This window comes from Streptomyces sp. NPDC038200 (genome assembly GCF_055600785.1).
Genome location: NZ_JBVJYH010000001.1, coordinates 285,603 through 305,464, shown reverse-complemented (window position 1 = coordinate 305,464; position 19,862 = coordinate 285,603). Strand labels below are relative to the sequence as shown.

General features: G+C 71.3%; 15 protein-coding genes. 9 read left to right on the top strand and 6 right to left on the bottom strand.

Annotated elements, in window-relative coordinates:
• Positions 1 to 259: 259 nt before the first annotated feature.
• From ACZ7KF_RS01345 to ACZ7KF_RS01315, 7 genes are all read left to right on the top strand, one after another.
• The gene (locus ACZ7KF_RS01345) at positions 260 to 1,459 is read left to right on the top strand and encodes an ROK family transcriptional regulator (RefSeq protein WP_225826277.1); all 1,200 of its coding nucleotides are present in this window, start codon (positions 260 to 262) and stop codon (positions 1,457 to 1,459) included.
• Positions 1,460 to 1,580: 121 nt separating this feature from the next.
• Entirely contained in the window at positions 1,581 to 2,702 is a 1,122-nt protein-coding gene (locus ACZ7KF_RS01340; RefSeq protein WP_471068093.1) for a sugar ABC transporter substrate-binding protein, read from the top strand.
• Positions 2,703 to 2,900: 198 nt separating this feature from the next.
• Positions 2,901 to 3,692, top strand: a complete 792-nt coding sequence (locus ACZ7KF_RS01335; RefSeq protein WP_225826279.1) for an ATP-binding cassette domain-containing protein — start codon at positions 2,901 to 2,903, stop codon at positions 3,690 to 3,692.
• Entirely contained in the window at positions 3,689 to 4,969 is a 1,281-nt protein-coding gene (locus ACZ7KF_RS01330) for a sugar ABC transporter permease (protein WP_471068090.1), read from the top strand. Before ACZ7KF_RS01335 ends, ACZ7KF_RS01330 begins: the two co-directional genes overlap by 4 nt.
• Before the next feature lie 196 nt (positions 4,970 to 5,165).
• On the top strand, positions 5,166 to 7,094 hold the full coding sequence (gene dxs / locus ACZ7KF_RS01325; RefSeq protein ID WP_471068087.1) for a 1-deoxy-D-xylulose-5-phosphate synthase: 1,929 nt from the start codon (positions 5,166 to 5,168) through the stop codon (positions 7,092 to 7,094).
• A gap of 138 nt (positions 7,095 to 7,232) precedes the next feature.
• Positions 7,233 to 8,756: an amino acid permease gene (locus ACZ7KF_RS01320; RefSeq protein WP_471068084.1), complete on the top strand. Its 1,524-nt coding sequence runs from the start codon at positions 7,233 to 7,235 to the stop codon at positions 8,754 to 8,756.
• Between the two features lie 75 nt (positions 8,757 to 8,831).
• Positions 8,832 to 10,280, top strand: coding sequence for a glycosyltransferase family 39 protein (locus ACZ7KF_RS01315; RefSeq protein WP_471068082.1), 1,449 nt, complete (start codon positions 8,832 to 8,834; stop codon positions 10,278 to 10,280).
• 18 nt (positions 10,281 to 10,298) lie between these two features.
• Here ACZ7KF_RS01315 and ACZ7KF_RS01310 read toward each other — a convergent pair whose 3' ends face one another.
• Positions 10,299 to 10,700, bottom strand: a complete 402-nt coding sequence (locus ACZ7KF_RS01310) for an NTP pyrophosphohydrolase (protein ID WP_471068079.1) — start codon at positions 10,698 to 10,700, stop codon at positions 10,299 to 10,301.
• A gap of 74 nt (positions 10,701 to 10,774) precedes the next feature.
• Between ACZ7KF_RS01310 and ACZ7KF_RS01305 the strand changes: the two genes are divergently transcribed.
• Entirely contained in the window at positions 10,775 to 11,791 is a 1,017-nt protein-coding gene (locus ACZ7KF_RS01305; protein ID WP_471068076.1) for a hypothetical protein, read from the top strand.
• A 78-nt stretch (positions 11,792 to 11,869) separates the two neighbouring features.
• On the opposite strand, the gene ACZ7KF_RS01300 is transcribed toward ACZ7KF_RS01305, so the two are convergent.
• The 5 genes from ACZ7KF_RS01300 to ACZ7KF_RS01280 all read right to left on the bottom strand — a co-directional run bounded on the left by ACZ7KF_RS01300 (position 11,870) and on the right by ACZ7KF_RS01280 (position 18,708).
• A complete protein-coding gene (locus tag ACZ7KF_RS01300) occupies positions 11,870 to 13,999 on the bottom strand; it encodes a 3-hydroxyacyl-CoA dehydrogenase NAD-binding domain-containing protein (RefSeq protein WP_471068074.1) in 2,130 nt (709 codons plus the stop codon).
• A complete protein-coding gene (locus ACZ7KF_RS01295) occupies positions 13,996 to 15,213 on the bottom strand; it encodes a thiolase family protein (RefSeq protein WP_471068071.1) in 1,218 nt (405 codons plus the stop codon). Before ACZ7KF_RS01295 ends, ACZ7KF_RS01300 begins: the two co-directional genes overlap by 4 nt.
• A gap of 461 nt (positions 15,214 to 15,674) precedes the next feature.
• Positions 15,675 to 16,964: a ribonuclease D gene (locus ACZ7KF_RS01290; RefSeq protein ID WP_471068068.1), complete on the bottom strand. Its 1,290-nt coding sequence runs from the start codon at positions 16,962 to 16,964 to the stop codon at positions 15,675 to 15,677.
• 148 nt (positions 16,965 to 17,112) lie between these two features.
• Entirely contained in the window at positions 17,113 to 17,772 is a 660-nt protein-coding gene (locus tag ACZ7KF_RS01285) for a response regulator transcription factor (protein ID WP_014675646.1), read from the bottom strand.
• Positions 17,773 to 18,030: 258 nt separating this feature from the next.
• Positions 18,031 to 18,708 (bottom strand): DUF3000 domain-containing protein, encoded by a 678-nt coding sequence (locus ACZ7KF_RS01280; RefSeq protein ID WP_471068065.1) that lies wholly within the window; start codon positions 18,706 to 18,708, stop codon positions 18,031 to 18,033.
• Between the two features lie 86 nt (positions 18,709 to 18,794).
• Between ACZ7KF_RS01280 and hemE the strand changes: the two genes are divergently transcribed.
• Positions 18,795 to 19,862 carry a uroporphyrinogen decarboxylase gene (gene hemE / locus ACZ7KF_RS01275; RefSeq protein WP_471068062.1) on the top strand — a complete coding sequence of 356 codons (1,068 nt, stop codon included), beginning with the start codon at positions 18,795 to 18,797 and terminating at the stop codon, positions 19,860 to 19,862.

Here is a 19,862-nt window from a genome sequence, read left to right as displayed (position 1 = left end):
TGGTTTTTTTGTTTTCTCTCTCTTTCCGGGGAGGGGGGGGGGGGGGGCTGCCTTAGACCACGTAGAGGCAACCTGGCATGCCCCCCACCCCCGTCCTCCCCCCCACCGGGTTCCGGTGGCGCCGCGCACGCGCGTGTACCCGGTACCCGGAAACGGTTCAACCTCTTGACGGAAGTCGCCCCGAACGGCTCAGCTTAGAGTTCACTAGTTGGACATACACGGGGTCTCATCGAAGCGGCCCCGTGCTCAGGAGGTCGTCGTGGAGACTCCAGGGTCGCAGTCGTCACTGCACCGAGCCAACCTGGAGCGGGTCGTCCGGGCCGTTCGCTTGGCCGGGTCCCTCACGCAGGCGGAGATCGCGCGGACGACCGGTCTGTCCGCCGCGACCGTCTCCAATATCGTGCGGGAGTTGAAGGACGGCGGAACCGTCGAGGTCACGCCCACATCGGCGGGCGGGCGGCGGGCCCGCAGCGTCAGCCTCAGCGGAGACGCCGGGATCGTGATCGGCGTCGACTTCGGGCACACCCATCTGCGCGTCGCGATCGGGAACCTCGCCCATCAGGTGCTGGCCGAGGAGGCCGAGCCGCTGGACGTGGACGCCTCCGCCGACCAGGGCTTCGACCGGGCCGAACAACTGGTCAACCGATTGATCGCGGCGACGGGCGTGGACCGGACCAAGGTGGCCGGCGTGGGACTCGGCGTGCCGGGCCCCATCGACGTCGAGTCGGGAACGCTGGGCTCCACCGCGATCCTGCCCGGCTGGGGCGGCACCAAGCCCGCCGAGGAGCTGCGCGAGCGGCTCGGTGTGCCCGTGCACGTGGACAACGACGCCAACCTCGGCGCCCTCGGAGAGCTGGTCTGGGGCAGCGGCAAGGGCGTGCGCGACCTGGCGTACATCAAGGTCGCGAGCGGTGTCGGCGCCGGTCTGGTGATCGACGGGAAGATCTATCGCGGCCCGGGTGGCACAGCGGGCGAAATCGGTCATATTACACTCGATGAATCCGGTCCGGTCTGTCGCTGCGGAAACCGCGGCTGCCTGGAGACGTTCGCGGCGGCGCGCTATGTGCTGCCGCTGCTCCAGCCCAGTCACGGCCCCGATCTGACGATGGAAGGCGTCGTGCGGCTGGCCAGGGACGGTGACCCGGGCTGTCGTCGGGTGATCGCCGACGTCGGCCGCCACATCGGCAGTGGAGTGGCCAATCTCTGCAATCTGCTGAACCCGAGCCGGGTGGTCCTCGGCGGTGATCTCGCCGAAGCCGGCGAACTGGTGCTCGGGCCGATCAGGGAGTCCGTCGGCCGCTACGCCATCCCCAGCGCGGCGCGCCAACTGTCCGTCCTCCCGGGGGCACTTGGCGGCCGTGCGGAGGTGCTCGGAGCGCTCGCCCTCGCCCTCAGCGAGATGGGCGATTCGACCCTTTTGGAGGGGGCGTTGCCGGTGGCGGCCCCTGCCTTCACTTAGAGAACGGATGGCACCGTTGCCATCTCGTTAAGGATTTACTTCTTGACGTCGCACGTGTGGCCGAGTTGACTTCCAGCCACCTCGGCCGCAACGACGCGGCCTCGTCAGGGAGGTTTCCAGAGTGAACACGCGCATGCGTCGTGCTGCCTTTGCTTTCTGTGCCACCGCCATGGCCGTCTCGCTCGCCGCTTGCGGCAGCGCGAAGGAGTCCGGCGGCAACAGCGACGGCGGGAAGACGAAGACCGCCAAGGGTGACGACATCACCGTCGGTCTGCTCCTGCCGGAGAACCAGACCGCTCGCTACGAGAAGTTCGACAAGCCGATCATCGAGAAGCAGATCTCGGAGCTGACGAACGGCAAGGGCAAGGTCGACTACCTCAACGCCAAGCAGGACCCGACCCTCCAGTCGCAGCAGATCGACACGATGATCACCAAGAAGGTCGACGTGCTGATCCTGGACGCGGTCGACTACAAGGCGGTTGCCCAGGGCGTCAAGAAGGCCAAGGACGCCGGTATCCCGGTCGTCGCCTACGACCGCCTGGCCGAGGGCCCGATCTCCGCATACACCTCGTTCGACAACGTCGAGGTCGGCAAGACGCAGGGTGAGGCCCTGCTGAAGGCCCTGGGCGGCAAGGCCAAGTCCGGCAAGGTCGTCATGATGAACGGCTCCGTCACCGACCCGAACGCCGCGCAGTTCAAGAAGGGCGCCCACGACGTCCTCGACGGCAAGGTGAACATCGGCAAGGAGTACGACACCAAGGAGTGGAAGCCGGAGAACGCCAACGCCAACATGGAGGGCGCCATCTCCGCCCTCGGCAAGGACAAGATCGTCGGCGTCTACTCCGCCAACGACGGCATGGCGGGCGGCATCATCACCGCGCTCAAGGGCGCGGGCCTCAAGACGCTTCCCCCGGTCACCGGCCAGGACGCCGAGCTCGCGGGCGTGCAGCGCATCGTGACGGGTGAGCAGTACATGAGCGTCTTCAAGTCGTACCCGCAGGAGGCCGAGACCGTCGCCAAGATGGCCGTCTCGATCGCCAAGACCGGCAAGGTCGACGGCTCGCTCGACACCAGCACCGTCGACAGCGGCACGGAGAAGGGCATCCCGGCCGTCATCGTCCCGGTCGTCTCGCTGACCAAGGACAACATCCAGGACACGGTCGTCAAGCAGGGTTACTACACGGTCGACGAGATCTGCACCGGCAAGTACAAGGCCGCCTGCGCCAAGATCGGCCTGAAGTAACACCCCCTGGGGGCCGCCTCGGCGGCGGCCCCACCGGCCTGCACGGGACCTCGCGCCCACCGTTCGCGCGACCCGTGCCGGCACGTCCGGCGCCTCGCCGCCGACAGCCCCGCAGCACAACGGCGAGGCGCCGGACGGAACGCCCCTCACTCTTCATGTTCAACCTCCCGCCGGGGTCAGGCTCAGGCGGCGAAGGAGATGGTTCACGTGTCCGCTACGCCCGTGCTGGCGTTGCGCGGGGTCTCCAAGCGATTCGGTGCCGTCCAGGCGCTCACCGACGTAGAGCTTGAGGTCCACGCCGGAGAGGTGGTTGCCCTCGTCGGCGACAACGGCGCCGGCAAGTCCACCCTTGTCAAGACGATCGCGGGCGTGCACCCCATCGATGACGGTGTCATCGAGTGGGAGGGCCGCCCCGTCACGGTCAACCGTCCGCACGACGCCCAGAACCTGGGCATCGCGACGGTCTACCAGGACCTCGCCCTGTGCGACAACATCGACGTCGTCGGCAACCTGTTCCTCGGCCGTGAGATCAAGCGCCGCGGTGTCCTGGACGAGGTCGAGATGGAGCGCCGCTCGCGCGAGCTGCTCCAGACCCTGTCCATCCGCATCCCCAGCGTGCGCATCCCGATCGCGTCGCTCTCCGGCGGTCAGCGCCAGGTCGTGGCCATCGCCCGCTCCATGCTCGGCGAGCCCAAGCTGGTCATCCTCGACGAGCCGACCGCCGCCCTCGGCGTCGAGCAGACCGCCCAGGTCCTCGACCTCGTCGAGCGGCTGCGCGAGCGCGGCCTCGCGGTCATTCTCATCAGCCACAACATGGCCGATGTGAAGGCCGTCGCCGACAAGGTCGCTGTCCTGCGGCTCGGCCGCAACAACGGCGTGTTCGAGGTCAAGAACACCTCGCAGGAAGAGATCATCTCCGCCATCACCGGCGCCACGGACAACGCCGTGACCCGTCGTGCGGCGCGCACCACCGCGGAGGCTCAGAAGTGAGCATCGACAAGTCCCAGGCCGCCCCCGTCGACGCGCCCGCCGTCGCGGCCGACGCCGCCCCCGCCGTCGACCCCCGCCTCCTCGTGCGCGAGCAGGGCTTCGCGGGCTACGTCGTCGAGTTCAAGCGCAAGATGCGCGCCGGCGACCTCGGCGCCCTGCCGGTCGTGGTCGGCCTGATCGCCATCTGCGCGATCTTCCAGAGCCTGAACTCGGCCTTCCTCGGCGCGGAGAACCTCAACAACATCTTCGTCGCCATGGTGGCCACCGGCATGATGTCGGTCGGCATCATCTTCGTGCTGCTGCTCGGCGAGATCGACCTCTCCGTCGGCTCCGTCTCCGGTGTCTCCTCGGCGATCACCGCCGTGATGAGCGTCACGCACGGTGTCAACGAGTGGCTCGCCGTCCTCGCCGCCCTCGCGGCCGGCGCGGCCATCGGTGCCCTGCACGGCTTCTTCTTCGCCCGGATCGGCGCGCCCGCGTTCGCGGTGACCCTGGCCGGTCTGCTGTTCTGGAACGGCTTCATGCTCCAGATCCTGGGCTCGAACGGCACGATCAACCTCGACGGCGAGGGCGTGGTCGGCAAGCTCACCACGTACTACTTCTCCGACGTGTCCGCCGCCTACCTCCTGGCCTTCGTCGCGGTCGCCGGATACTTCCTGTCGGCCTTCCTCGGCAACCGCCGCCGCGCGGTCGCGGGCATCCCGTCCCGCCCGCTCGGCGACATCGTGCTGCGCACCGTGCTGCTCGCGATCCCCGCGTTCGCCGTCGCGGTCATGTTCAACCAGTACAAGGGCCTGCCGCTCGCGGTGCTGCTCTTCGCGATCGTCCTGGTCGGCAGCGACTTCGTGCTGCGCCGCACCGCGTACGGCCGCAAGGTCTTCGCGCTCGGCGGCAGCGTGGAGGCGTCCCGCCGCGCCGGCATCAACGTCACCCTGGTGCGCGTCTCGGTCTTCGCCATCGCGGGCTTCTTCGCCTCCGTCGGCGGCCTGTTCTGGGCCTCCAAGATCGCTGCCGCCAACCAGAGCGCCGGCTCCGGCGACCTGCTGATGAACGTCATCGCCGCGGCCGTCATCGGCGGCACCAGCCTCTTCGGCGGCCGGGGCCGCACCTGGAACGCCCTGCTCGGTGTCCTCGTGATCACCTCGATCCAGTACGGCCTCGCCCTGCAGGGCATCGCCACCCCGATCCAGTACATGATCACCGGCGGCGTGCTCCTCGCCACGGTCGTCATCGACTCGATCACCCGCAAGACCCAGAAGTCGGCCGGCCGCGCCTGAGCGCGCCCGACGCACGACGTCCTTGCCCGGCACCGTCCCACGGTGCCGGGCAAGGCCGTGTTCAGAGGGCGCCCGCACGGGTACAGCCGTTCGCGCGCGTCACGACCCACCGCCCGGCCGTCGGGCGTGCGGACGGAACATTAGACTCGTCCCAGCCCGGCAACAGCTCGATCAGCTCTACTGCAAGGAGGCACGGGTGCCGCTGCTGACCCGCATCAGGGGACCGCGCGATCTGGACCGGCTCAGCCTGGAGGAGCTGGACCAGCTGGCAGAGGAGATCCGGACCTTCCTCGTCGACGCCGTCTCCAAGACCGGCGGCCACCTCGGTCCGAATCTCGGCGTGGTGGAGCTGACCATCGCCCTGCACCGCGTCTTCGAGTCCCCGAAGGACAAGGTGCTGTGGGACACCGGTCACCAGTCCTACGTGCACAAGCTGCTCACCGGCCGGCAGGACTTCTCGCGGCTGAAGATGAAGGGCGGCCTGTCGGGCTACCCCGCGCAGGCCGAGTCCGACCACGACGTCATCGAGAACAGCCACGCCTCGACCGTGCTCGGCTGGGCCGACGGCATCGCCAAGGCCAACCAGCTGAAGAAGCGGGACAACCATGTCGTCGCCGTCATCGGTGACGGCGCGCTGACCGGCGGCATGGCCTGGGAGGCGCTCAACAACATCGCCGAGGCCAAGGACCGCCCGCTCGTCATCGTCGTCAACGACAACGAGCGCTCCTACGCTCCCACCATCGGCGGCCTCGCCAACCACCTGGCGACCCTGCGCACGACCGACGGCTACGAGCGCTTCCTGGCCCGGACCAAGGACATCCTCGACCGCACCCCGGTCGTCGGAAAGCCGCTGTACGAGACCCTGCACGGCGCCAAGAAGGGGCTGAAGGACTTCATCGCCCCGCAGGGCATGTTCGAGGACCTGGGGCTGAAGTACGTCGGTCCGATCGACGGGCACGACATCGAGGCGCTGGAGTCGGCGCTGGCCCGGGCCAAGCGGTTCGGCGGGCCGGTCATCGTGCACTGCCTGACCGAGAAGGGCCGCGGCTACCAGCCCGCCCTCCAGGACGAGGCCGACCGCTTCCACGCCGTCGGCAAGATCCACCCGGACACCGGGCTGCCGATCGCCTCCTCCGGCGCCGACTGGACCTCGGTCTTCGGCGAGGAGATGGTCAGGCTCGGCGAGGAGCGGGAGGACATCGTCGCGATCACCGCGGCCATGCTCCAGCCGGTCGGTCTGGACAAGTTCGCCAAGCGGTTCCCCGAGCGCGTGTACGACGTCGGGATCGCCGAGCAGCACGGCGCCGTCTCGGCGGCCGGCCTCGCGCACGGCGGGGTGCACCCGGTCTTCGCCGTCTACGCCACCTTCCTCAACCGCGCCTTCGACCAGGTCCTCATGGACGTCGCCCTGCACCGCTGCGGGGTGACCTTCGTGCTGGACCGGGCCGGCGTCACCGGCACCGACGGCGCCTCCCACAACGGTATGTGGGACATGTCGATCCTCCAGGTCGTGCCGGGGCTCCGGCTGGCCGCCCCGCGCGACGCCGACCAGGTCCGCGCGCAGCTGCGCGAGGCCGTCGCCGTGGACGACGCGCCGACCGTGGTGCGCTTCTCCAAGGGCGCCGTCGGCCCCGCCGTACCCGCCGTGGGCCGCGTCGGCGGCATGGACGTACTGCGCGAGCCCGGCACCGACCGCCCGGACGTGCTGCTGGTCTCCGTGGGTGCCCTCGCCCCGATGTGCCTGGAGATCGCCGAGCTGCTGGACAGGCAGGGCATCTCCACCACCGTGGTCGACCCGCGCTGGGTCAAGCCCGTCGACGAGGCCATGGCCCCCCTGGCCGAGCGGCACCGGGTCGTCGTCACCGTCGAGGACAACAGCCGCGTCGGCGGTGTCGGCTCCGCCGTCGCCCAGGCCCTGCGCGACGCGGGCGTGGACGTGCCGCTGCGCGACTTCGGCATTCCGCCGCGCTTCCTCGACCACGCCTCCCGCGCCGAGGTCATGGCCGAGATCGGGCTGACCGCGCCGGACATCGCCCGCCAGGTCACCGGTCTGGTCGCCAGGCTCGACGGCCGGTTCGCCGGCGCGACCGGGACCGTGGACTCCGTGGAGCCCGCGCGCGACTAGAAACAGCCCCCACGGGCCGGTTCCGCCACTTCTCCCGGTGGCGGAACCGGCCCGTTTGCGTGAACCTGCCTGTGCCGGGGAATACGCTCCCCGACCCTCTCGATCATGTCGAGGACGACAAGCGTGGGAGGCAGGTACGTGAGCAACGCGCTGTTCCGGACGAAAAACGTCGAGCAGTCCATCCAGGACACCGAGGAACCCGAACACTCGCTCAGGAAGTCGCTGACCGCGCTGGATCTGACGGTCTTCGGCGTCGGTGTCATCATCGGCACGGGCATCTTCGTCCTCACCGGCACGGCGGCCAAGAACAACGCCGGTCCCGCCGTCTCCCTGTCCTTCGTCGTGGCCGGTGTCGTCTGCGCGCTCGCCGCCCTGTGCTACGCCGAGTTCGCCTCCTCGGTCCCCGTGGCGGGCTCCGCGTACACCTTCTCCTACGCCTCCCTCGGCGAACTCCCCGCCTGGATCATCGGCTGGGACCTGGTCCTGGAACTGGCGCTCGGTACGGCGGTGGTCGCGGTCGGCTGGTCCGGCTACATCCACTCGCTGCTCGACAACGCGGGCTGGAGCCTGCCCGAGGCGCTCTCCGGCAGGGACGGCGCCACGGGCTTCGGTTTCGACATCCTCGCCGCGGCCCTCGTCGTCGTGCTCACCGCCATCCTCGTCGTCGGCATGAAGCTGTCCGCGCGGGTCACCTCCGTGGTCGTCGCGATCAAGGTCGCCGTGGTCCTCGTCGTGATCATCGCGGGTGCCTTCTTCGTCCACAGCGGCAACTACGACCCGTTCGTCCCGAAGGCCCGGTCCACGGAGGCGAGCGGGAACCTCAAGGCCCCCCTGATCCAGCTGATGGTCGGCTGGGCGCCCTCCAACTTCGGCGTCATGGGCATCTTCACCGCGGCCTCCGTGGTCTTCTTCGCGTTCATCGGCTTCGACGTCGTCGCCACCGCCGCCGAGGAGACCCGCAACCCGCAGCGCGACGTCCCGCGCGGCATCCTCGGCTCCCTGATCATCTGCACCACCCTGTACGTCGCCGTGTCGATCGTCGTGACCGGCATGCAGAAGTACAGCGCGCTGTCCGTCAAGGCGCCGCTCGCCGACGCGTTCAAGGCCACCGGACACCCGTGGTACGCGGGCCTGATCAGCTTCGGCGCCGCCATCGGCCTGACCACGGTGTGCATGATCCTGCTGCTCGGGCAGTCCCGCGTCTTCTTCGCCATGAGCCGCGACGGGCTGCTGCCCCGGTTCTTCTCGCACACCCACCCGCGGTTCCGCACGCCGTACCGGTCGACCATCCTGCTCGGCGGGGTCATCGCGATCGTGGCCGGCTTCACCAGCCTGAGCGAACTCGCCGAACTGGTGAACATCGGCACGCTCTTCGCCTTCATCGTGGTCGCGATCAGCGTGATCATCCTGCGCCGGTCCCGCCCCGACCTGCACCGGTCCTTCCGGACTCCGCTGGTCCCCCTGATCCCGATCCTGTCCGTGCTCGCCTCGCTGTGGCTGATGCTGAACCTGCCCGCGGAGACCTGGCTGCGGTTCGCGATCTGGATGGTGATCGGTTTCGTCGTCTACTTCCTGTACGGCCGTTCCCACAGCCGGCTCGGGCAGCGGCAGGCGGCGGCCGCGGGCGACGTCCCGCAGCCGCCCACCGGGAAATCCCGGTAACACCCCCCCCGCGACCCCCCCCGGCCCCGTATGTCCGCTTCGGCGAGGACCGCGGGGCCGGATAGCGTGCACACCATGCTCGCCGCCCCGCTCGCCCCCGCACGGACCGAGGTCACCCGGACGGCGTACTGGGCGCGGCTGCTGCCCCTTCTGGCGGCCCTGGCCTGCGCCACCCGGATCCCCTCGTTCGTCCGGCCGCTGTGGAACCCGGACGAGGGCTTCCTCGCCGTACAGGCGCGGCTGCTCGCCCAGGGCGGGCAGCTGTACGACACGGTGGTGGACCGCAAGCCGCCCCTGCTGCCCTGGCTGTACCAGGCCGCCTTCGCGGTCTTCGGCTCGGGCTCGCTGACCCCGCTGCGGGTGCTCGCCGTCCTCGCCCAGCTGCTCACCGCCGCCCTGCTGGCCTCCCTGGCCCGCCGCCGCTGGGGCGACCGGGCCGGCCGCACCGCCGGGGTGCTGTACCTGCTGGTCTCGGTCGGGCTCAACCCCGAGGACGCCCAGGCCGCCACCTTCGAGGTGTTCATACTGCCCGGCACGGCCGCCGCCCTGTGGTGCGCGGACCGCGGACGCTGGGGCGCGGCCGGGACGGCCGTCGCCGCCGCGTTCCTGACCAAGCAGACCGGTGGGGCGGTGCTGCTGCCGGTGGCCTGGCTGCTGTACCACCGGGGCGGCCCGCGCGCGGGCCTGGCACGGCTCGCGACCGGATTCGCCGCACCCGTGCTGGGCGCGGCCCTGGTGACGGATCCGGCCGGCTTCCTGTTCTGGACGGTGACGGGCTCCGCCGCGTACGCCTCCGTCACCGGCTCCGAACTGCACGTCCTGACCCGCGCGCTGACCAACGCCGCGATCCTCGCGGTGGCTTCGGCGGGGCTGCTCCCGCCGGTCGTACGGGCCCTGCGCACCGCCCGCGCCGGAGCGGCCGAGCTGTGGCTGTGGCTGGCCTCCTCGGCCGTCGCCGTGACCCTCGGCGGTCATTTCTTCGGCCATTACTTCCTGCAACTCACCCCGCCCCTGGCCCTGCTGGCCACCGCCGCGCTGCACGTCCTGCCCCGCGAGCGGCACATGACCGCCGTCCTCACCTCGGCCTGCTGCTGCACCCTGTTCGTCGGCTGGGGCCTGGCCGCCCCGCGCCCCGAACTCGCGCACGCCGAGCGGCTGGCGGCGGCCCTCGCGCACCGCACGGCACCCGCCGACCGGGTCCTGGTCTGGGGCATACACCCCGAGACGTACTGGCTGGCCGGCCGCACCCCCGCCACCCGCTACCTCACCGCGGGCCTGCTCACCAACTACAGCGGCGGCCGGGACGGCCCCCAGGTCGGCGAGAAGTACGCCGTGGCCGGCGGCTGGCCGGTCTTCCGGCGGGAGATGACCGCGCACGCCCCCGCCCTGGTCGTCGACGACTCCCGCGGCCTGCCGTACGGACCCGACCGCCTCCCCACGCTGAACCGTCTGCTCACGGAGGGCTACGCGGAGGTGGGCCGGGTGGACGGGGCGGTGCTGTACGCCCGGGTGCCGGGCCCGTAGCGGCGGCGGGAACGGCCGCTAGCCCCAGACCGTGCGCGGCCCCGTCACCTCCGCGCCCAGTTCCGTCACCCGGCGCCGCAGCTCCCGGTCGGCGGTCACCACCAGGCGGGGCCGGCCCGCGCTCTCCGCGGCCAGCTCCACGATCCGGTCGTCCCCGCTGCCCGGCGCCGGCTCCACCCGCACGCCGGGCACGGACGCCACGCCACGGGCCGCGCCCTCGACCACGAGCACCAGTTCCACGGGGCCGGCGTGTCCCGGCAGGCCCTTGCTCGCCAGGTGGTCCCGCAGCCGCTCGGCCGCCCCCCTGCGGTCCCGCCACCAGCCGTCGGGCCGCGCGCCGACGACGTTCGCGCCGTCCACGACGACGAGGAGCGGAGCGGGGGAGGGGGAGGCGGGCACGGGGTCGCGGGGGTCGGTCATGCGTCACAGGGTCCCATGCCCCGTGGCCGGGGGCCGGGCCCCGGGACCGTCGCCGAGCGGCTTAAAGTGAACCGGTGAACGGCGACTGGCTCCTTCGCGGCCGAGACGGCCGGCTCAGTGTCTACCAGCTGTCGGGCGACGCCGTCCTGTGCCGGGCGGAGCGCGGACCCGACGGTCCCTGGGCCGCCTCCCGCACGGTGGGCGGCGAGCAGAAACTGCACTCCGTCCTGGCGGCCGGCCAGGGCCCCGACGGCTATGCGCACCTGGTCTCCTGGCGCCCCACCGTCAAGGGCGAGGCCGGGCTGGTGCACACCACGCACTTCCGTCCGCACCTGGCGGCCCTGGACTGGCACCCGATCGGCCACCCGAACAGGAAGGGCGACCGCACCGGCACGCCCGCGGTCGCGGTGGACGCACAGGGCCGCGCCCATGTCTTCGTCCCGAACAGCGGCGGCGGGGTGAGCATGGTGATGCAGAAGGAGAAGGGCGGCTGGGACCCCTGGCGGGACCTGAAGGGCCGTGAGGTCCGGGACGGGCTGGCCGCGGTCACCGGGGAGTCCGGCCGGGTGGAACTGTACGCGGCCGTCCCCGAGGGACTGCTGCACTGGCGTCAGGAGGAGCCGGGCGCTCAGCCCGTGCTCCAGGAGGCCCTGCGGGCCCCGGTCCGTCCGGGCACCCTGCGCGCCCTGGCCACCTCCCCGGACCGGACGACCGCCTTCTACACCGACACCTCCGGAGACCTGTGCGCGTGGCGACCGGGCGGCGCGCCGGTGACCCTGCTGCCGGCGGCGGGACCCGGCCCGGTGTCGGCGGTCCGCTGCGACCTGGACGGCCACGACTGCACGCTGCTCGTCCAGCGCTCGGAGAACCGCCGGGTCGCCTTCGCCGGGTATCCGACCGAGCAGGAGTCGGCGGGCGCCTGGTGGACCGAGTCCGGCCCCGAGCTGCCGCTGGACGCGCTGGTGGCGCTCACGACGGACGAGACGGACCGGGTGGTGGCGGCAACGTTGTCCCCGTCGACCGGGCAGCTGCTGCTGACCCGGCGCAAGGACGAGCCGGGACTGGCGCTGGAGGCGTGGCGGCAGGTCTGACACGCCGGAGGGTGGCGGCAGGTCCGACACGCCGGAGGGCCCCCGCCGAGGCGGGGGCCCTCCGTATGTCACCGGGTGTTACGCCGGCACGCTCGCCAGGCCGGGAGCCAGGAACTTCTTGCCGTTCACGCGCTCCGAGACGCCCTCACGGTCCAGGTACGGCGTGATGCCGCCCAGGTGGAAGGGCCAGCCGGCGCCCGTGATCAGGCACAGGTCGATGTCCTGGGCCTCGGCGACGACGCCCTCGTCGAGCATGAGCCCGATCTCCTGCGCCACCGCGTCCAGCACGCGGGCCCGCACCTGCTCCTCGCTCAGGACGACATCGCCCTGCTCGAGCAGCGCGGCGACCTCCGGGTCCAGCTCCGGCTTGCCGCTGTCGTAGACGTAGAAGCCGCGCTTGCCGGCCTTGACGACGGCCGCGAGGTTCGGGGAGACCGTGAAGCGGTCCGGGAAGGCCCGGTTGAGGGTCTCCGAGACGTGCAGGCCGATCGCCGGGCCGACCAGCTCCAGCAGCACCAGCGGGGACATCGGCAGACCGAGCGGCTCGACGGCCTTCTCGGCGACCTCGACCGGGGTGCCCTCGTCGATGACGTTCTGGATCTCGCCCATGAAGCGGGTCAGGATGCGGTTCACGACGAACGCCGGGGCGTCCTTGACCAGAACCGCCGTCTTCTTCAGCTTCTTGGCCACCGCGAACGCGGTCGCGAGCGAGGCGTCGTCCGTCTTCTCGCCGCGGACGATCTCCAGCAGCGGGAGGATCGCGACCGGGTTGAAGAAGTGGAAGCCCACGACCCGCTCGGGGTTCTTCAGCTTCGACGCCATCTCCGTCACGGAGAGGGAGGAGGTGTTGGTGGCGAGGATCGCGTGCGCCGGGGCGACCGCCTCGACCTCGGCGAACACCTGCTGCTTGACGCCGATCTCCTCGAAGACCGCCTCGATGACGAAGTCGGCGTCCGAGAAGCCCTCGGCCTTGTCCAGGACACCGGTGACCAGCGCCTTGAGGCGGTTGGCCTTGTCCTGGTTGATGCGGCCCTTGCCGAGCAGCTTGTCGATCTCGGCGTGGACGTAGCCCACGCCCTTGTCGATGCGCTCCTGGTCGATGTCGGTCAGCACGACCGGCACCTCCAGGCGGCGCAGGAAGAGCAGCGCGAGCTGGCTGGCCATCAGACCGGCGCCGACGACACCGACCTTGGTGACCGGGCGGGCCAGGCTCTTGTCCGGGGCGCCCGCGGGACGCTTGCCGCGCTTCTGCACCAGGTTGAACGCGTAGATGCCGGAGCGCAGTTCGCCGCCCATGATCAGGTCGGCGAGCGCCTGGTCCTCGGCGTCGTAACCCTGCTGGAGGTCGCCGTTCTTGGCGGCCGCGATGATGTCCAGGGCGCGGTAGGCGGCCGGAGCGGCGCCGTGCACCTTGGAGTCCGCGATGAAGCGGCCCTTGGCGACGGCCTGGTCCCAGCCGTCGCCGCGGTCGATCACCGGACGCTCGACCTCGACGTCGCCCTTGAGGACGTTCGCGGTCCAGATCAGCGACTGCTCCAGGAAGTCGGCGCCCTCGAAGATCGCGTCCGCGATGCCGAGGTCGAAGACCTGCTGGCCCTTGAGCTGCTTGTTCTGGTTGAGGCTGTTCTCGATGATCACCGAGACGGCCTTGTCCGCGCCGATCAGGTTCGGCAGCAGCGCGCAACCGCCCCAGCCCGGGACCAGGCCCAGGAAGACCTCGGGGAGGGAGAACGCCGGGATCGCCTTGGAGACGGTCCGGTAGGAGCAGTGCAGGCCGACCTCGACGCCGCCGCCCATGGCCGCGCCGTTGTAGTACGCGAAGGTCGGGACCGCGAGCCCCGCGAGGCGCTTGAAGACCTCGTGGCCGCCCTTGCCGATGGCCAGCGCGTCCTCGTGCTTCTTCAGCAGCTCGACGCCCTTGAGGTCGGCGCCGACCGCGAAGATGAACGGCTTGCCGGTGATGCCGGCGCCGACGATGTCGCCGGCCGCGGCCTCCGCCTCGACCTGGTCGATGGCGGTGTTGAGGTTCGCCAGCGAGGCCGGACCGAAGGTGGTCGGCTTGGTGTGGTCCAGGCCGTTGTCCAGCGTGATGAGCGCGAAGCGCCCCGCACCGAACGGCAGGTCGAGGTGGCGTACGTGCGCGGACGTCACGACCTCGTCGGGGAACAGCTCGGCCGCACCCTTCAGAAGCTCTGCGGTGGTGCTCACTTGTCCCCCTCGAAGTGCGGGTTCTCCCAGATGACCGTCGCGCCCATGCCGAAGCCGACGCACATGGTGGTCAGGCCGTAGCGGACCTGCGGCTGCTCCTCGAACTGGCGGGCCAGCTGCGTCATCAGACGGACGCCGGAGGAGGCCAGCGGGTGACCGAAGGCGATGGCGCCGCCGTACTGGTTGACGCGCTCGTCGTCGTCCGCGATGCCGTAGTGGTCCAGGAAGGCCAGCACCTGGACGGCGAAAGCCTCGTTGATCTCGAACAGGCCGATGTCGGAGATGGACAGCCCCGCCTGGGCGAGGGCCTTCTCCGTGGCCGGGATCGGGCCGTAGCCCATGACCTCCGGCTCCACGCCCGCGAAGGAGTAGGAGACGAGGCGCATCTTGACCGGCAGGTTGTTCTCGCGGGCGAAGTCCTCGCTCGCGAGGATCGACGCGGTGGCGCCGTCGTTCAGACCGGCCGCGTTGCCCGCGGTGACCCGGCCGTGCACGCGGAACGGCGTCTTCAGCCCGGCCAGGTTCTCCAGGGTGGTGCCCGGGCGCATCGGCTCGTCGGCCGTGACCAGGCCCCAGCCCGTCTCGCCGGCCTCGGGGTTGGTGCGGCGCACCGAGATCGGCACCAGGTCCTGCTGGATCTTGCCGTTGGCGTACGCCTTGGCGGCCTTCTCCTGCGAGCGCACCGCGTACTCGTCGGCGCGCTGCTTGGTGATCTGCGGGTAGCGGTCGTGCAGGTTCTCCGCCGTCATGCCCATGAACAGGGCGGACTCGTCGACCAGCTTCTCGGAGACGAACCGCGGGTTCGGGTCCACGCCCTCGCCCATGGGGTGGCGGCCCATGTGCTCGACGCCACCGGCGATGACGGCGTCGTAGGCGCCGAAGGCGATCGAGCCGGCGGTGGTGGTCACGGCGGTCAGGGCGCCGGCGCACATGCGGTCGATCGAGTAGCCCGGGACGGACTGCGGCAGGCCCGCGAGGATGCCGGCGGTGCGGCCGAGGGTCAGGCCCTGGTCGCCGATCTGCGTGGTCGCGGCGATGGCGACCTCGTCGATCTTCTTGGGGTCCAGACCGGGGTTGCGGCGCAGCAGCTCCCGGATCGCCTTCACGACGAGGTCGTCGGCGCGGGTCTCGTGGTAGATGCCCTTCGGGCCCGCCTTGCCGAACGGGGTGCGGACGCCGTCGACGAAGACGACGTCCCTGACGGTACGAGGCACGATGGCTCTCCTCCAGGGTGCGGGGTGGCACTGCTGCGTTGCGCTGAGCGCGCGCTCAGGACCCATGCTACTTATGAGTAACGTAGCTGCACAGTCCTGCCGGGGGGAGCGGTGAACGTCACATCGGCGTCGTCCGTCCTCAGGAGGGGGTGCAACGGTCCGGCGGGTCGGCTTCCGGACGGGCCGCGCGGCACGGGCCGTGCCGCGCGCGCCGGACGCCGGTCGTGCTCCGCACGGGCACGGACGTCGTCTCGATCCGCAGGCCGTCGCAGGATCTTGGCGTGATCTCGACGTTCCTGGTCCGCTCCCGCGGCCCCGCGGAGCCCATCGGGAGGCCGACTCGGGGAGCACAAGGCCGCCGGCACCGGTCGTCTTCCTCCCGCTCCGGCTCCGGCGGCTCGTCCGCGCACCGCCGCGGGCGAGGAGCGACCGCGTGGTGATCTGATCAGGTTCTACGGTGACTAGGCGTCCTTGACGGCCAGCGCGTCCACCAGCACCGGCGTCACCAGTTCCACCTGCCACGGCCGCGCGCCGTACCCGGTGAGCGCGGTCTCCACGGACCGGGTGTCGACGGCCTTCGGCGGCTCCCAGCAGATCCTGCGCACCGTGTCCGGGGAGATCACGTTCTCCTGCGGCATGGCGAGCCGCTCGGCCAGTGCCGACACCCCCGTCCGGGCGGCGGACAGCCGCGCCGCGGCGGCCGGATCCTTGTCGGCCCACGCCCGCGGCGGCGGAGGCCCGGTGACCGGCTGTCCCGGCTGCGGCAGCGCGGTCTCGGGAAGGGCCCTGGCCCGGTCGACGGCGGCCTGCCACTGTTCCAGCTGCCGCCGCCCCGTGCGATGCCCGAACCCGTTCAGCGCGGCGAGGGCGTGCACATTGGCCGGCAGGGCGAGCGCGGCCTCCACGATGGCCGCGTCGCTCAGCACCTTCCCCGGTGACACGTCACGCCGCTGGGCGATCCGGTCCCGCGTCTGCCACAGCTCCCGGACGACGGCGAGCTGCCGGCGCCGCCGCACCTTGTGCATGCCCGACGTGCGGCGCCAGGGGTCCTTGCGCGGCTCGGCCGGCGGCGCCGTCGCGATCGCGTCGAACTCCTGGAGGGCCCACTCCAGCTTGCCCTGCCGGTCCAGCTCCTTCTCCAGGGCGTCCCGCAGGTCCACGAGCAGCTCGACGTCGAGCGCGGCGTACCGCAGCCAGGGCTCGGGCAGGGGCCGGGTCGACCAGTCGACGGCCGAGTGGCCCTTCTCCAGGACGTAGCCGAGGACGCCCTCCACCATGGCGCCGAGGCCGACCCGGGGGAAGCCGGCGAGCCGGCCGGCCAGCTCGGTGTCGAACAGGCGGGTCGGGACCATGCCTATCTCGCGCAGGCAGGGCAGGTCCTGGGTGGCCGCGTGCAGCACCCACTCGACGCCGGACAGGGCCTCGCCGAGGCCGGAGAGGTCGGGGCAGGCGACGGGGTCGATCAGCGCGCTGCCGGCGCCCTCGCGGCGCAGCTGCACCAGATAGGCGCGCTGGCCGTAGCGGTAGCCGGAGGCGCGCTCGGCGTCCACGGCGACCGGGCCGGAGCCGGCGGCGAAGGCGGCGATCACCCGGGCGAGGGCCGCCTCGTCGGTGACCACGGGCGGAATGCCCTCGCGGGGTTCGAGCAAAGGAGTGGGCGCCCCCGTCACAGAAGATCCGGCGTCGTCCGGAGGGGTGCCTCCGGGGATGCGCAGGGAGCTGTCTGCTGCGGTGTCTTGGGCGTCGGTCACCTGTCAAGGGTATCCGTGTGTGGACGGCGCCCGTCGACGGAACGTTCCGTCGACGGGCGCCGGAGGGGCGTAAACCAGTCAGTCCGGGGCACGGTCCGGGCCCACCCGGGTCAACGCGGGATTCCCCCGAAGGGGGCATCCGATGGGCTCAGTGGATGATCCCGGTACGCAGGGCCACGGCCACCATGCCGGCCCGGTCGCCCGTGCCCAGCTTGCGGGCGATGCGCGCCAGGTGGCTCTTCACGGTGAGGGCGGACAGGCCCATGGAGACGCCGATCGCCTTGTTCGACTGGCCCTCCGCGACCAGTCGCAGCACCTCGACCTCGCGGCCGGACAGCTCCCGGTAGCCGCCCGGGTGGCTCGGGGCACCCGGGGGGCGGCGGTGCATGCGGGCGGCGGCGCCGAGGGGAGCGGCACCGGGTCGGGCGGGGAGCCCGATGTTGGTGCGGGTGCCGGTGACGACGTAGCCCTTGACGCCGCCGGCCAGCGCGTTGCGGACCGCGCCGATGTCGTCGGCGGCGGACAGCGCGAGTCCGTTGGGCCAGCCCGCGGCCCGGGTCTCGGACAGCAGGGTCAGGCCGGAGCCGTCGGGGAGGTGGACGTCGGCGACGCAGATGTCGCGCGGGTTGCCGATGCGGGGACGAGCCTCCGCGATGGACGAGGCTTCGATGACATCGCGCACGCCGAGCGCCCACAGGTGGCGAGTGACGGTGGAGCGGACGCGCGGGTCGGCCACGACCACCATGGCGGTCGGCTTGTTCGGGCGGTAGGCGACCAGGCTTGCGGGTTGCTCAAGGAGAACGGACACCAGGCCTCCTGGGTGGGGGACGGGGCCGGCTTTGGGGATGAAGCCGGGACGAACCGTGCTTTCAAGGTCACAGTCGTCTTCGGCAGCAAACTCGTCCGCCTTTAGAGAATGATCACGATCTAGTGAGTAACAATCTGTGCAATTCGGACACGCGATCGATCATCCGAAGATCGAGTCGGTTCGAGCCGGTGCGATTCGAGTGCACAAAGTGGCCGTATCGACAAAGAGATGGTCAACAGTGCGTTTCGTGGCGATCGGTCAGCGGGACTGCGGACCCCTGCGCTGCGGCAGCGTCACCACCGAGGCGTCACCCGGGCCGGCCGGCGGCAGCCCCGCGACCTGCGCCAGCAGATCGCACCAGGCGGCCAGATGGGCAGCGGTGTCCGGCACCCCGCCGAGGCCCTCGCGGGGCGTCCAGGACGCCCGGATCTCGATCTGCGAGGCGGCCGGCCGCTCGGCCAGCCCGCCGAAGTAGTGCGAGCCGGCCCGGGTGATCGTGCCGCTCGGCTCGCCGTAGCCCAGCCCGCGCGCCTGCAACGCGCCGGTCAGCCACGACCAGCACACCTCGGGCAGCAGCGGATCGGCCGCCATCTCCGGTTCCAGCTCCGCGCGCACCAGCGTCACCAGCCGGAACGTGCCCCGCCAGGCCTCGTGCCCCGCCGGGTCGTGCAGCAGCACCAGCCGCCCGTCGGCCAGCTCCTGCTCGCCGTCGACCACCACCGCCTCCAGCGCGTACGCGTACGGGGCGAGCCGCTGCGGGGCGGGCGTCGGCTCCACCTCGACCTGCGGCCGCAGCCGGCTGCTGCGCAGGCCCTCGACGGCGGTACGGAAAGCGGGCGGACCCGAGGCACCGGAGTGCCGGTCCGCCTCTTCGGTGTCCTTCACGTCGCCCGTTCCATCAGCGCTGTCCGACATTCGTCCGTGAGCCGCAGCCATGCGGGGAAGAGTAAGGGGAAGCGAGGCTCCGTGCAGGGCAAGACACCCCGCGCCGCCGGTCACCGGTGTCGTGCGAGACTTGCCCCGTGACCGCCAACGACACCCCCAAGGGCCAGCAGCCGACAGCGACGTACGACAGCGCCTTCCTCAAGGCGTGCAGGCGCGAACCGGTACCGCACACCCCCGTGTGGTTCATGCGCCAGGCCGGCCGCTCGCTGCCCGAGTACCGCAAGGTGCGCGAGGGTGTCCCCATGCTGGAGTCGTGCATGCGGCCCGAGCTGGTCACCGAGATCACGCTGCAGCCGGTGCGCCGGCACGACGTGGACGCGGCGATCTACTTCAGCGACATCGTCGTCCCGCTGAAGGCCATCGGCCTCGACCTCGACATCAAGCCCGGCGTCGGCCCGGTCGTCGAGCGGCCCATCCGCACCCGCGCCGACCTGGCCCGGCTGCGCGACCTCGGCCCCGAGGACGTGCCGTACGTCACCGAGGCCATCGGCCTGCTCACCCGCGAACTGGGCGCCACCCCGCTGATCGGCTTCGCGGGCGCGCCGTTCACCCTCGCGAGCTACCTGGTCGAGGGCGGCCCGTCCCGCACGTACGAGAACGCCAAGGCGATGATGTACGGCGACCCCGAGCTGTGGGCCGACCTGCTGGACCGCCTCGCCGACATCACGGCCGCCTTCCTGAAGGTGCAGATCGAGGCCGGTGCGAGCGCCGTCCAGCTCTTCGACTCCTGGGCCGGCGCGCTGGCCCCGGCGGACTACCTGCACTCGGTGATGCCCGCCTCGGCGAAGGTCTTCGACGCGGTCGCGGGCTACGGCGTCCCGCGCATCCACTTCGGTGTCGGCACCGGCGAACTGCTGAAGCTCATGGGCGAGGCCGGCGCGGACGTCGTCGGCGTCGACTGGCGCGTCCCGCTGGACGAGGCCCGGCGCCGCGTCGGTGCCGGCAAGGCGCTCCAGGGGAACCTGGACCCGACGGTGCTGTTCACCGACAAGGACACCATCGCGGCCAAGGCCCGCGAGGTGCTCGACGCCGCCGCCGGCCTGGAGGGGCACGTCTTCAACCTCGGCCACGGCGTCCCGCCGAACGCCGACCCGGACGCGCTGACCCGGCTCGTGGAGTACGTCCACACCGCCACCGTGCGCTGA